Below are 13,470 nucleotides of genomic sequence, written 5' to 3'. Positions count from 1 at the left end.
TCGACAGCGCGAAGACGTTGCAGTGCGGAGACGAGCAGCTTTAAGTAGGCTGGTCATCGCGGCTCACGATGAGATATGGGCGCTTTGGGGTAAGGTTCCCAAAGCGTCGCCGTGTGAATCAGCGGCCTAGCGGAACAGGGGCGAAGTTATGGGCTGGGAATTGGAAGCCGTCGAAAGGCCTTTCGTGGAGCAGCTGGTGGGCCTGGGCTGGCGCTATCTGGGCGGCGACCTTGATGACCCAGCCCGTAGCGGTCGCAGCAGCTTCAAGCAGGTGCTGCAGGAGGCCACGCTGCGCCAGCAGTTGCGCGCGTTGAACCTACGCGACGGCGAGCCGTGGCTGGACGAGGCGCGCATTGCACAGGCGCTGGCCGCGCTGACCCGCATTGCCGCGCCGCGGCTGATGGAGGCCAACCAGGTCGCCACCGAGCTGCTCTTGAAGGGCATTACCGTGGACGGCCTGCCCGACTGGAACGGCGGACGCGGGCAGACGATCCAGTACATCGACTGGGAGCATCCCGAGCGCAACACCTACATCGTGGTGAACCAGTACCGGGTGGATTGTCCGCCGGGCTACGACCGCGGCAAACAGTTCATCGTGCCGGACCTGGTACTACTGGTGAACGGCATCCCGCTGGCGGTGGTGGAGTGCAAGAGCCCGCTGCTGCCCGAGGCGATGACCGAGGCAGTGGACCAGTTGCGCCGCTACAGCAACCAGCGCCACGCCAGCGGCGAGGTGGCGGACAACGAAGGCAACGAGGCGCTGTTCCACACCAACCAGTTGCTGATCGCCAGCAGTTTCGACCATGCCGTGCTGGGCAGCATCGGCGCGGGGCTGGCGCACTACGCGGCGTGGAAGACCGTGGTGCCGCAGACCGAGGCCGAGGTGGCCGCAAGGCTGGGCAAGGTCGCCTTGTCCGCCCAGGAGCGACTGGTCGCCGGCCTGTTGGCGCCGGCGCAACTGCTGGATGTGGTGCGCCACTACGTGATCTTCATGCAGCTGGAGGGGCGCACGATCAAGGTGGTGCCGCGCTACCAGCAGTTCCGCGCGGTCAATATGACCGTGCAGCGCCTGCGCAGTGGCAAGACGCGCAAGCAGGATGGCGAGCATGACCGCCGCGGCGGGCTGGTATGGCACACGCAGGGGTCGGGCAAGAGCCTGACCATGGTGTTCCTGGTGCGCAAGCTGCGCAGCGATCCCGACCTGCGCCGCTTCAAGGTGGTGGTGGTGACCGACCGCACCGACCTGGAGAAGCAGCTTTCGGACACCGCCACACTGACCGGCGAGAACGTACTGCGCGCGACCTCGGTGGCGTCGTGGCGCGCGCTGGTGAGCCGGTCGGGGCCGGATCTGCTGTTCGCGATGCTGCAGAAGCAGCGCGGCGGCGACGCAGTGGGCGAGCTGCCGCTGACCATGGCCGACCTGCCTTCACCGAAAGGCGTGCGCGACACCGCGTTGCCGGAGGTGCTCAACGACGACGAGGCAATCCTGCTCTTAGTGGACGAGGCGCATCGCGGCCACAACAACAGCATGCACGCATGGCTGATGGCCAGCGTGCCCAATGCCGCGAAGATCGGCTTCACCGGCACGCCGATCCTGATGGGCGACAAGAAGCGCACGCACGAGGTGTTTGGCGAGTTCATCGACCGCTACACGATCCGCCAGGCCGAGCGCGACGAGGCGATCGTGCCGGTGCTGTACGAGGGCCGCACCGCGCGCGGCGCGGTAAAGGACGGCGCCAGCCTCGATGAGTTGTTCGAGGATCTGTTCGGCGAGCGCTCGCCCGAAGAGCTGGAGGCAATCCGCCAGAAATACGCCACCAAGGGCAACCTGTTCGAGGCGCCGGCGCTGATCGCGGACAAGGCGCGCGACATGCTGCGCCACTACGTGACCAACATCCTGCCCAATGGCCTGAAGGCCCAAGTGGTGGCCTACAGCCGGCTGGCGGTGGTGCGCTACTACGAAGCCCTGCAGGCCGCGCGCGACGAGCTGTTGGCCGAGGCCGAAGCGCTGGACGAAGCCGCCAAGGCAATGGACGAGGAGACGCTGTGTCGCCAGCCTGCGCACGTGCGCGCACGTGTGCAGGCATGGCGCAGCCGCGACGTATTGCGCCGGCTGGAGTTTGCGCCGGTGATCTCCGGCAGCAACAACGACGACCCGGCGTGGAAGGAGTGGACTGGTTCCGCCGTGCAGGAAGCCCGCATCAAGCGCTTCAAAGTGCCGCTGTTCCACAAAGATGCCGACAAGACCGACCCACTGGCCTTCCTGATCGTGAAGTCCATGCTGCTGACCGGCTTCGATGCGCCGATCGAGGGCGTGATGTACCTGGACCGGCCGATCAAGGAGGCCGAGCTGCTGCAGACCGTGGCGCGGGTGAACCGCACCGGCCACGGCAAGAAGTTCGGCATCGTGGTGGACTACTTCGGGCTGGCGCACCACCTCAAGCAGGCGTTGGCGGTGTACGCCGAGGAGGACATCGAGGGCGCGCTGCAGAGCCTGAAGGACGAGCTGCCGGTACTGCGCGACCGCCATCTGCGCACGGTGGACCTGTTCCGCCGCCGCGGCATCGATGGCCTGGATGATGTCGAGGCCTGCGTGGAGGCGCTGCGCGACGAGCGGCTGCGTGGCGAGTTCACGGTGAAGCTGAAGCAGTTCCTCGATTCGCTGGACCTGGTGCTGCCGCGGCCCGAAGGCCTGCCCTACAGCGCCGACGCCAAGCGGCTGGCGCTGATCTACGCCCGTGCGCGCAACCGCTACCGCGACACGCCGGTGCTGGGCAAGGACGTGGGCGCCAAGGTGCGCCGGCTGATCGACGAGCACGTGATCTCGCTGGGCATCGACCCGAAGATTCCGCCGGTATCGCTTACCGACGCCGACTTCGACGCGCAGGTGGGTCGCGCCGCCAACCAGCGCGCCAAGGCCTCGGAGATGGAACACGCGATCCGTGCGCACATCCGCGAGCACGCTGACCAGGACCCGGTGCTGTACCGCAAGCTCAGCGAGCGGCTGTCCCACCTGCTGCAGAGCTTGGGCGAGCAGTGGGAGCAGTTGGCACTGGCGCTGAAGGGCGTAATCGACGAGATCCGTGCCGGCCAAGTGCGGGTGGACGGTGATGCGGCCAATGCGGCGGACGTACCGGAATACTGCGCGCCGTTCCTGCGTCTGCTGACCGATGCCGTGGCGGGTGAGGCCACGCCATCACCGCGCGAGCGCCAGCGGCTGGCCGAGCTGGCAGTGGAGCTGGTGGACACCATCACTGCCGAGCTGACGCCGAACTTCTGGCGACCGGCGAACCAGCCGGCGCGTGACGCGCTGGGCACGCGCCTGTTCGAAGCGATGATGAAGACGCGCCTGCTACCGCCGGCCCAGTTGGAGGCGCTGACCGACAAGCTGCTGGAGCTGGCGCGCGCGAACCACGCGCGCCTGGTGCAGGCATGAGTCAGCTGGTCGTCAACGACCTGCGTTTCGAGCTGCGCCACAGCGCGCGGCGGCGTACGCTGGAGATCACCGTGGATCGCGGCGGTGAGCTGATCCTTTCGGCGCCGCCGGACGTGGCTGAGGAACGCCTGCGCGACTTCGTGCGCCGCAAGCGCATGTGGGTGTATCGCCAGCTGGCGCGCAAGGAGGTACTGACCCGGCCAATGCCGCGCAAGGCCTTCGTCGACGGCGAGGGTTTCCTTTACTTGGGCCGCAGCTACCGTCTGCGCCTGATGCCCGACGCGCAAGCCGATGCCGCGGTGGCGTTGAAGCTGGGGCGCTTGGTAATGCCGCGCGGCGCGGCGGCTGACGGACGCGCCCACCTGCAGCGCTGGTACGTCGCGCGTGCCCTGCCGTGGTTACGCCGACGCGTGCGTGACTACGCGGCGCGCATGGAGGTCGACCCCGCCGGCGTGCGCGTGCAGGACCTGGGCTATCGCTGGGGCTCCTGCGGTAAGGGTGGCTGGCTCTACTTCCACTGGAAGACCATCCTGCTGCCCGCGCGCATTGCCGAGTACGTGGTGGTGCATGAGATGGCCCACCTGCACGAACCGCATCACACACCCGGCTTCTGGCGCCGCGTGGAACGCGCGATGCCGGACTACGAACTGCGCAAGGCCTGGCTGGCGGAGCACGGGATGGATGTGGAGGGGTCGTAGGGCGTCGCCAAGAGCGAGTTTCGAGACCATTACTCGCGCGCGATGCCCACGCTCGTTCTATGCTCGGGATGTCTCCAAGGAGGAGCAGCATGAGAGTTACTCGCACGGATTGGGCCTGGGTGGTGGCTTTCTTTGCCCTGTCAGGTGGGGCGCGCGCCGGTGACATCTACACCTGCAAGGGCGCGAACGGGGTGAACGTGTACCAGAACACGCCATGCCCACCGAAGCAGGCGGAGCTGAAGCACAGCCGGTACGACGAATCCCTGTCGCGCGCACCGGCGGCGCAAGACACGGACGACCAGGTGGTGCAGCAACGCGTGGTGCAGGAACAGCCACCGGCCGGTGGCTCCGCGAGCACGACTAGGCAGGGCGGTGGAGCACCTGCGCCAGCGGCGGCGTACCAGTGCACGGCGGGGCGGCGCACGTGGATCCAGAAGACGCCGTGCCCGTCGACGTACAGCCAGGCAGCGCCGGTGAACGTGACGGGCTTCACCGTCAGCGGCCAGCACTTCACCGGCAACGGCTTCATGAACCAGCAGGCTCCGGTGCAGCAGCAGTCGATGGACCAATCCGACTTGTGCGATCGGGTGAATGCCGGCGCCAACGTGGGTGGTGATTCCGAGTCGTCGCGGTCCTACGAGCGGAACAAGATCAAGCGCAACCTGTGTGGCGGGTAGGCCCTGTCGTCGTTCGCGAAGGCCATCTTCGGTGGGCCTATTGTTGGACGGCCGGAACGCGGAACCGATGGTCAGGAGTCGCGCCTTAGCCAAGGGCAGACAATTTTATCTGGGGGCATATTTGGGGGCATGTGCACTTGCTGTCAGAGATAGATCCGCATAAGGGCGGGATGTACGTGGCCTTATGTGACGCCGGGTGCCGCACCACTTCGCAAGCATCCGCACTCCACTCGAGTGGACTTTGCCGTGCCGACAGCCTTGTGGCAACCGCATCGCCGCGTGCTCCAGGCTGAACGCTTCACGCCGGCCTTAACGAGATCGTCGCGGTCTGTCTACTTTCGCCCATTCAGGCTCGGCATCGCCGGGGGGGGTACGCGCGAGGGCACATCATGGGTACGCTTTACGTGGTGCAGGGCTTTCACGAGGTGGACGGCGACATCGTCGCGGACAAACCGATCCTTCACGGCATGGAACAGCTGGCGCGCACGCGCGGCGAGATGTTGGCCGGGCAACTTGACGGCGTGCTGGTTTATGCACAGGCGGCGGACGTTGACCGCGGCGAGTATTCGGAGCCAGTCATCCTCGCTCGTTATGGCTGGGTGCCGCATCCCGAACAACAGAGTCTTTGCCAGGCCGGCTGAGCCAAGGCAACCAAACAGCAGCCGGCCATCGGCCGGGTCTCCCCTCGAGGGGCCGGGTGCGTACATCGGTCGTAGGGGTGCGCCGACATACACGGCGCGCCGCCCAATGCAGACTGGACAAATACCGGAGTCGCCGATCATCCGTCGGCCAGGGGCGCACGGGTGGGACTCCGGCACCGCTGGCCCTGGGAGTGCGGCGATGCGCATGGTTCTGACGATCAAGGAAAACCGCCACGGCATGTGGTGCATCTGCAGCGGGGAGGCAGTGCTGTATGACAAGCTGCCCTTCGCACGTGCGATCCGGCTGGCGCGCGGACTGGCTCGTGAGGAGCACGCCAGCTCCGGCTGCGTAGCCAGTGTCGAACTGGCCTGCTCGGAATTCACCATCGCCCTGGCGCACTATGTGGGCGGCGTCAGCCCGCGCCGCGTCGCGGCCTGACGGCGCCGATTCGTCGCGGTACCGTGTGTCGTCGCACCATGTATCGCCGTCGGCGGTGCCAGATGGGGGCTGCTGCCGGCGGTGACTGGCGGTTGCTGCGCGTGAACATGCGCGTGGCGTAAAAGCTTGCTAGGATCGACACCGTGGCTGCGCAGGGGCAGTCCGGGGTGATTGACATGCAAACACTTATTACGCATTCCGCCTTCTGGCGTGGAGTGTCGTTGTTTGCAGGGACGCTGTTGGCGAAAGTCGTCCGGAATACCAGATCCGCCGTTTCACCGTCCCGGAGTGCCAGGGAGCTGGTGTCATGGAATCCGGGAGCGCATTCGCGTCGCGAGGACGAACTGGCGCGAAGTCGCCAGACGGAATGCCACTGACGGGCTGCGTCGGCCGGACTGGCGCGCCGTTTCGCAGGAGCTGACGCACTGGTCGTGAATACGACCGCCGCGATCGTGCGCGGCGATCTGGCAACGTCGCCGGTTGCGTTCCGGTAAACTTCGGCTTGTTCGCGGCGCTTCATGCCGTGGGCATCCTTCTCACAGGGACGGCGGTGACTCGTTCGGGACAGTGGCAGACGGTCCCCTTCGCCGGCGGCCGTCCCGACCTCGGCGGCGAGCGATGGCCCAGGCCGTGCGACCGCCGCGACACATGGCGGGTAACCACGGATCATGGGCAAACAGAACGTTTCATTGATCGGCGTGCCGACCGACATCGGCGCCGGCCACCGCGGCGCCGCGATGGGGCCGGAGGCGCTGCGGGTGGCCAACCTGGCGGAGAAGCTGGGGCGGCGCGGACTGAAGGTGATCGACCGCGGCAACCTGCAGGGTCCGCTCAATCCGTGGCTTCCGCCCGAGCACGGCTATCGTCATCTGGACGAGGTGGTGGCCTGGAATACGGCCGTCTATACGGCCATTCACCAGGAGCTTCAGGCCGGCCGCCTGCCGATCATGCTCGGCGGCGACCACAGCCTGGCGATCGGCTCGATCTCGGCGGTGGCGCGCCACTGCCACGACGAGGGCAAACGCCTGCGCGTGCTGTGGCTGGATGCGCATACCGATTTCAACACCGCGCAGGCCACTCCCAGCGGCAACATCCACGGCATGCCGGTGGCCTGCCTGTGCGGGATCGGCCCGGCCGGGCTGATCGACCTGGGCGGCAACGTGCCGGCGACCCCGCCGGAGGTGTTCCGCTACATCGGCATCCGTTCAGTGGACGAGGGCGAGAAGCAGCTCGTGCGCGGGGCGAACATGCGAGTGCACGACATGCGCCACATCGACGAGATCGGCATGAAGCGCGTGATGGAAGAGGCGCTGGCGGGCGTCGACGAGAACACCCACCTGCACGTCAGCTTCGACGTCGACTTCCTCGACCCCAGCATCGCGCCGGGCGTGGGCACCACCGTGCGTGGGGGGCCGAATTACCGCGAGGCGCAGCTGTGCATGGAGATGATCGCCGACACCGGTCGCATGGCGTCGCTCGACATCGTCGAGCTGAACCCGGCGTTCGACAAGCGCAACCAGACCGCGAAGCTGGCGGTGGACCTGGTCGAGTCGCTGTTCGGCAAGTCCACGCTGATCCGCTGAGGCGGCCCGGCGACGCCGGTGCGGTCGTTCGGCGCGCGCCGGCGGCAGGTTCGTTTACCCCTCGATGAGCTTCGCGTCCGCCGCGTTCGCCATCACCGAGGCGATGCCGGCGTCGCGCGAGTGCTCGCTCTCGTACATCTCGCTGCTGCCGATGACCTGATGGTTGGCGGCCTTCAGGTTGAAGTGGAACTTGCCGTTGACCGAGGTCTTCTTCTCGTAGCGCGCCGCGTCCGGCGCGTTCTTGCGTACCGACTCGATGCCGTTGTGCGCGCTGGCCTTGTCCCTGTATCCCTCGCTCTTGAGGATGATTTCGCCGTTGCCGGCCTTGAGGTTGAAGTAAGTCTCGCCGTTCTTGCCGGTAAACAGGGTGAACTTGCCGCTCATGAGCTTCGGTCTCCTGCTGCGACTGGGGTCGACGGAATCTGTACTGGCACATGTGATTTTTTTGGCAAGGGCTGCAGCCCGGCCGGTCGAGCTGTTTGGCGGGATGTCGTAGACTGCGCTTTTCCTTGCGCGGCGCAGCATGAACACCCGAGTCCTCACCGGCATCACCACCACCGGTACCCCGCACCTGGGCAACTATGTGGGCGCGATCCGTCCGGCGGTCGAGGCCAGCCGGCGCGACGACGTGGATGCGTTCTTCTTCCTTGCCGACTACCACGCGCTGATCAAGAGCGACGACGCCGCACGCATCGAACGTTCGCGGCTGGAGATCGCCGCCACCTGGCTGGCCGCCGGCCTGGACCCGCAGCGGGCAACCTTCTATCGCCAGTCGGACATCGCGGAAATCCCCGAGCTGACCTGGTTCCTCACCTGCGTTGCATCGAAGGGCATGCTCAACCGCGCGCACGCGTACAAGGCGGCGGTGGACAAGAACGCCGCGGCGGGCGAGGACGCCGACGCCGGCATCACCGCCGGGCTGTACATGTACCCGGTGCTGATGGCCGCCGACATCCTGGCGTTCGACGCCAACCAGGTGCCGGTGGGACGCGACCAGATCCAGCACATCGAGATGGCGCGTGACCTCGGCCAGCGCTTCAACCATCTGCATGGGCACGAGTTCTTCGTGCTGCCGGAGGCGCTGATCGAGGAACAGGTGGCCACCCTGCCGGGGCTCGACGGCCGCAAGATGTCAAAGAGCTACGACAACACCATCCCGCTGTTCGCCGGCGGCGCGAAGCAGCTGCGCGAGGCGATCATGCGCATCGTCACCGACTCGCGGGCGCCCGGCGAGCCGAAGGATCCGGACAACTCGGCGCTGTTCACCATCTTCCGCGCGTTCGCCGGCGAGGCCGAGACCGCGGCGTTCCGCCAGGCGCTGCTGGGCGGCATCGGCTGGGGCGAGGCGAAGCAGGCGTTGTACGAGCGCATCGAGGCCGACGTGGCGCCGATGCGCGAGCGCTACGAGGCGCTGATGGCCGACCCGGCCGCGATCGAGGCGACCCTGCGCCAGGGCGCGCAGAAGGCGCGCGCGATCGCCACGCCGAAGCTGGCCGCGCTGCGCGAAGTGCTGGGCCTGCGCGCGATGACCACCGCACCAGCGCGCGCCGGACAGGCACAGGCCGCGGCAAAGGCAGACCGGGCTCCGCGCTTCGCGAGCTTCCGCGATCACGATGGCCGCTTCCGCTTCCGGCTGTTTTCCGCCGATGGCGAGGAGCTGCTGCTGTCGAAGCCGTTCGCCGATCCGAAGGCCGCCGGCGCGCTGCAGAAGCGGCTCAAGAGCCTGGGCGCGGCTGCCGTGCTGCAGGTCCAGGCGCAGGGCATGAGCCTGGAGCTGGACGGCGAGGCGGTCGCCAGCACGCCCGACTATCGCGACGAGCAGGCGCGCGACGAAGCGCTGGCGCAGTTGCGCGCGACGCTGGACCAACTCGCCGCGCAGGCATGAGGCGCGGCGCCACACTTTCCGGGTGATCGACCGATGCGTTACCTCGCCATCCTGCTGCTTGCGCCCTTGCTGCTGATCCTGTGCTGGGGCTACTGGGCGTACCCGAAGAGCCTGCCGCGCACGTCCGGCCGGCGCATCTTCGATGCCGTCGCGCTGCTGCTGGCGCTGATCGCCGCGGTGCAGTTCGCGGTGCTCGGCTTCGACACCGTCGAGCTGCCCGCGGTCGACGGCTTCGGTCGCGCCAGCGGCGCGATCTGGCAGCAGGTGCTGCCAGCGTTGTACGGCTACGGCGCGTTCGCCGCCGTCGTCGTGCTGGCGATGCTGCTGCGCCATGTGCTGTGGGGACGCCGTCGGCGCAGCTGAGCGGGCGGCGCACGTTCGGGGCGGAGCGCCGGTCACCAGCCATGGCGTGACTTGTGGCGGTCGAAGCGGCCGCGCGCAGACGGCGAGCTGGGCGTCACCCGGCGTCGCCTCGCGTCGCCGCCCCGCGGGAATTTTTCAACATGCGCCTGGCATGCCTGCTGTTCGTTACCCTGGCTGCGCTGTCGGCACCGGCGCCGGCCGTCGAGATCGACGGCCACCTCGGCGCCGATGAGTGGAAGGGCGCGCAACACGTCAGCGACTTCCACCAGACCCGGCCAGATGCGTGGCGGCTACCGGGTGCAGGCCAACGACCGGGCCGCCGCCAGCGACGAGCCGGTCGACGACTTCGCCGTGCGCAACCTCGGCCTGCAGATCCGCTACCGCTACGAGCTGGCGCCGCTGTCGTACCTGTACGTGGTCTACAACCGCGGCGGCCGCGCCATGGACGAGCAGGCGCGCGACGCCGGCGACCTGTTCGGCCGCAGCCTCGCGCTGCGCGACGACGAGCAACTGCTGGTGAAACTGAGCTACCGCTTCGACATCTGGCCGCTTCCGGCGGCAGGCCGCCGCACGGCGCCATCGCGCAAGCCCTCGCGCCTCTCGACGGGATGGCCCATGCGCTGGAACAGGTTGTCGCGTCTGCGCGACTTTCCGCGGGTGCTCCGGCATGATCGCGCCGAGGCCGGAATGCGGCCGCGGCTCGTCACGTGTGAGGCTTCATGGGTGTCGACTTTTCCTGGACCGGTTTTGCGGTCGCGCTGGGCATCGGCCTGTTGATCGGCGCCGAGCGCGAGCGGCGCAAGGGCGGCGACGGCGATGCGGTCGCCGGTATCCGCACCTTCGCCGTGGTGGCGCTGCTGGGCGCGGTCGGCGCGAGTTTCGGTACCGCGACGCTGCTGCTGGCGTTGGCGGCGGTGGCGGGGCTGCTGGCGATTGCCTATGCGCGCGATTCCGGCAGCGACCGCGGCCTGACCACCGAGGTCAGCCTGCTGCTCTGCCTGCTGCTGGGCGCCATGGCCATCCAGCAGCCGCCGCTGGCGGCCGCGCTGGCGGTGGCGCTGACCATCCTGCTGGCGGCGCGCGAGCCCATGCATCACTTCGTGCGCGGCGTGCTGACCGCGGAGGAGCTCAACAACCTGCTGGTGCTGGCCGCGGCCACGCTGCTGGTGCTTCCGCTGCTGCCGGATCGCCCGCTTGGACCGTTCGACGCGATCAACCCGCGTGCGTTGTGGCTGATCGTGATCCTGATCATGTCGATCGGTGCCGCTGCCCATGCGCTGCTGCGGCTGGTGGGCAGCCGCGTCGGCCTGCCGCTGGCCGGCTTGCTCTCCGGCTTCGTGTCCAGCGTGGCCACCATCGGCGTGATGGGGGTGCAGGCGCGCGACCAGCCGGCGCGGCGGCGCTCGGCGATCGCGGCGGCGGTGCTGTCGACCGTGGCCACCTTCGTGCAGATGGCGGCGGTACTCGCGGCCACCGACCTGGCGACGCTGCGCGTGTTCGCCGTGCCGCTGGCCTGCGGCGGCGTGACCGCGGCGCTCTACGGCGCGTTGTGGACATGGAAGGGCTTGCGCCTGAGCACACCGGACCCGGTGCAGGGCAGCGTGGTATTCAGCGTCAGGGCCTCGCTGGCGCTGGGCCTGATGATCGCCGTGGTACTGCTGGTGTCCGCCGCGATGCGCGCCTGGCTGGGCGACCGCGGGCTGGCTATCGCCACAGCCATCGCCGGCTTCGCCGACACCCATGCGGCGGCGGTATCCGTGGCGGCGCTGGCCGCCACCGGCAAGATCGAGCCCGCAGCCACGGCGCTGCCGATCCTGATCGCGCTGAGCAGCAACAGCCTGTCCAAGGCGGTGATCGCCCGCGCGAACGGCGACCGCGACTTCGCGCGACCGGTGCTGCTGGGCCTGGCGCTGGTGCTGGCGGCCACCTGGCTGGGCTGGTGGCTGGGCTGATTCGTCCGATGCGCGCTGGCGCGCCGGCGATAGTGCGTCAGTCCCAGCGGTTGAGGTGCGGCCCGAACGCCTTGCGCTGCGGCCGCACCACGCAGAAGCGGTGCCCGCTGGGCGCCTCCAGCACCCACCAACGCCCGCGTACGAACGCGCTGCGGCGTGCGCCGAGGCGTTCCAGCCGCGCCACCTCGGCGTCGAGATCGTCGGTCTCGATGTCCAGGTGCACGCGGCTGGGGTGGTCCACCTGCTGCAGCAGGATGATCGGCTCGTCCGCGGCGGTCTGCAGCTCCGCGTACTTGCCGTCGCCGTCCTGGTCGACGCTGGCGATCGGCTTGCCCAGCGCCTGGCTCCAGAAATCGGCGACCGGGGCCAGTTCGTCGACCTGGCAGTCGATGACGATGGTGCTGAGTCGACTGTGGTGCATGGGAGTGTCTCCGTCGAATGACGCCACGCCTGCGGCGATGCAGTGCAAGAATAGCCGCATGGTTGCGCTCAAGTATCTCCAGGCTTACCCCGCCCCGCTGCAGGACAAGGTGCGCGCGCTGATCGTGCAGGAGCGCCTGGGCGAGCACCTGGCCAGGCGTTATCCGGCGCGCCACGACGTGCAGAGCGACAAGGCGCTGTACGCGTACGTGGCCGCGTTGAAGCAGCAGCACCTGAGAAATGCGCCAGGCATCGACAAGGTGCTGTACGACGCCAGGCTCGACGTGCTGCGCAACGCGCTCGGCCTGCACACCGCGGTCTCGCGCGTGCAGGGCGGCCGGCTCAAGGCGAAGAAGGAGATCCGCGTGGCCAGCCTGTTCAAGGCCGCCGCGCCGGAGTTCCTGCAGATGATCGTGGTGCACGAACTGGCGCACCTGAAAGAGATGGATCACAACAAGGCGTTCTACCAGCTGTGCACGCACATGTTGCCGGACTACCACCAGCTGGAGTTCGACCTGCGCGTCTACCTGACCTGGCGCGAGCTGCCGTCAAGCGACACCACCCACTTGCAGGCATGACGATGGACAGCGCAGCGCTGCAGAAGTACCTGTTGCGCCTGTTCGAGCGCCACGACGTCGAGCTGGAAGCGGACGAGGACGGCTGGCTGGTCACTGACGGCGACTTCCCCGCGATCCGCGCTGCCTGGCATGAGGGCGCGGCAAGTGAACCCGGCCGGCTCGACGTCGACGTGGTGCTGAGCGAGGAGCGCTACATCGAGGAGAGCTTCGCCGGCGATGGCGGCGGCGACGCCGGTTGCCGCGATGCCTTGCGCACGTTCGAGCGCGACGTGTTCCACGTGCTGCTGGCGGCATGCTGGTACGTCACCGACGAGCGCCGCATGCGGATCGCCGCGTGGAACATCGGCGTGCGCAGCTGGGACGTGTTCATAGGCCCGAGCAGCGCTCGCGGCGCGGATGCTGCGCGCATGCCGGCCGAGGCGCTGGCGTCGATCGAGGCCGCCTTGAAGCACGAGGCGTTGACACCCGAGTTGCACTGGCTGCGGCTGGTCTACCGCCACGCCGCGGACGGCGATTCATGCTGCGAGGCGCTGCTCGACAACGAACCGTGGACGGCCGGAACGCTGGCGTTGACCGCCGTGCCGTGGCCACACGGCGGCGATTACGTCGCGCGCCGCTTCCTGCTGCTGGATGTGCGTGACTATTGATCCCGTCGGGTAGGAGCCCGCTCGCGGGCAATGCTTTTGCTCTTGCGAATCCCGAATCCCGAATCCCAGCTTTCATACTAATTTGCGTTCAATGATATAGAAGTTATCCACTTGAAGCCGGTCAAAGACTGGGTTTGGTCGTGATCGACTT

Annotated in this window: 14 protein-coding genes; 12 read left to right on the top strand and 2 right to left on the bottom strand. The window is 67.9% G+C overall.

The features are described from left to right. The first annotated feature begins 148 nt into the window (after positions 1-148). The 6 genes from AC3WTD_RS13910 (at position 149) to rocF (ending at position 7,474) form a co-directional block, all read left to right on the top strand. Positions 149-3,436 carry a type I restriction endonuclease subunit R gene (locus AC3WTD_RS13910; RefSeq protein ID WP_492614128.1) on the top strand — a complete coding sequence of 1,096 codons (3,288 nt, stop codon included), beginning with the start codon at positions 149-151 and terminating at the stop codon, positions 3,434-3,436. Next, the gene (locus AC3WTD_RS13905) at positions 3,433-4,134 is read left to right on the top strand and encodes a M48 family metallopeptidase (protein ID WP_492614127.1); all 702 of its coding nucleotides are present in this window, start codon (positions 3,433-3,435) and stop codon (positions 4,132-4,134) included. Before AC3WTD_RS13910 ends, AC3WTD_RS13905 begins: the two co-directional genes overlap by 4 nt. Positions 4,135-4,223: 89 nt before the next feature. Further along, positions 4,224-4,811 (top strand): DUF4124 domain-containing protein, encoded by a 588-nt coding sequence (locus AC3WTD_RS13900; protein ID WP_492614126.1) that lies wholly within the window; start codon positions 4,224-4,226, stop codon positions 4,809-4,811. Between the two features lie 389 nt (positions 4,812-5,200). Continuing rightward, positions 5,201-5,452: a hypothetical protein gene (locus tag AC3WTD_RS13895; RefSeq protein WP_027491565.1), complete on the top strand. Its 252-nt coding sequence runs from the start codon at positions 5,201-5,203 to the stop codon at positions 5,450-5,452. 205 nt (positions 5,453-5,657) lie between these two features. Beyond that, positions 5,658-5,891 (top strand): hypothetical protein, encoded by a 234-nt coding sequence (locus AC3WTD_RS13890; protein WP_492614125.1) that lies wholly within the window; start codon positions 5,658-5,660, stop codon positions 5,889-5,891. Positions 5,892-6,559: 668 nt separating this feature from the next. Beyond that, positions 6,560-7,474, top strand: a complete 915-nt coding sequence (rocF, locus tag AC3WTD_RS13885) for an arginase (RefSeq protein ID WP_492614124.1) — start codon at positions 6,560-6,562, stop codon at positions 7,472-7,474. Between the two features lie 54 nt (positions 7,475-7,528). Here rocF and AC3WTD_RS13880 read toward each other — a convergent pair whose 3' ends face one another. Beyond that, positions 7,529-7,858 carry a YegP family protein gene (locus tag AC3WTD_RS13880; RefSeq protein ID WP_027491562.1) on the bottom strand — a complete coding sequence of 110 codons (330 nt, stop codon included), beginning with the start codon at positions 7,856-7,858 and terminating at the stop codon, positions 7,529-7,531. 139 nt (positions 7,859-7,997) lie between these two features. Here AC3WTD_RS13880 and AC3WTD_RS13875 point away from each other — a divergent pair, with 139 nt between their 5' ends. The 4 genes from AC3WTD_RS13875 (at position 7,998) to AC3WTD_RS13860 (ending at position 11,674) form a co-directional block, all read left to right on the top strand. After that, positions 7,998-9,359, top strand: coding sequence for a tryptophan--tRNA ligase (locus AC3WTD_RS13875; protein WP_027491561.1), 1,362 nt, complete (start codon positions 7,998-8,000; stop codon positions 9,357-9,359). Positions 9,360-9,392: 33 nt separating this feature from the next. Continuing rightward, the gene (locus AC3WTD_RS13870) at positions 9,393-9,722 is read left to right on the top strand and encodes a hypothetical protein (RefSeq protein WP_492614123.1); all 330 of its coding nucleotides are present in this window, start codon (positions 9,393-9,395) and stop codon (positions 9,720-9,722) included. 279 nt (positions 9,723-10,001) lie between these two features. Further along, on the top strand, positions 10,002-10,499 hold the full coding sequence (locus AC3WTD_RS13865) for a hypothetical protein (RefSeq protein ID WP_492614122.1): 498 nt from the start codon (positions 10,002-10,004) through the stop codon (positions 10,497-10,499). Further along, a complete protein-coding gene (locus AC3WTD_RS13860) occupies positions 10,442-11,674 on the top strand; it encodes an MgtC/SapB family protein (protein WP_492614121.1) in 1,233 nt (410 codons plus the stop codon). The genes AC3WTD_RS13865 and AC3WTD_RS13860 overlap by 58 nt, the downstream gene beginning before the upstream one ends. A gap of 37 nt (positions 11,675-11,711) precedes the next feature. Here AC3WTD_RS13860 and AC3WTD_RS13855 read toward each other — a convergent pair whose 3' ends face one another. Next, positions 11,712-12,095, bottom strand: coding sequence for a VOC family protein (locus tag AC3WTD_RS13855; protein WP_492614120.1), 384 nt, complete (start codon positions 12,093-12,095; stop codon positions 11,712-11,714). 58 nt (positions 12,096-12,153) lie between these two features. Between AC3WTD_RS13855 and AC3WTD_RS13850 the strand changes: the two genes are divergently transcribed. Together AC3WTD_RS13850 and AC3WTD_RS13845 are read left to right on the top strand one after the other, a co-directional pair. Then, positions 12,154-12,672: a M48 metallopeptidase family protein gene (locus AC3WTD_RS13850; RefSeq protein WP_027491557.1), complete on the top strand. Its 519-nt coding sequence runs from the start codon at positions 12,154-12,156 to the stop codon at positions 12,670-12,672. 2 nt (positions 12,673-12,674) lie between these two features. Beyond that, complete coding sequence (locus AC3WTD_RS13845; RefSeq protein WP_492614119.1) at positions 12,675-13,319, top strand: DUF6348 family protein; 645 nt, start codon at positions 12,675-12,677, stop codon at positions 13,317-13,319. The last annotated feature ends 151 nt before the right edge of the window (positions 13,320-13,470 follow it).

Source organism: Rhodanobacter sp. FW106-PBR-R2A-1-15 (assembly GCF_058789735.1).
This window is presented reverse-complemented; position numbering and strand designations above follow the sequence as displayed.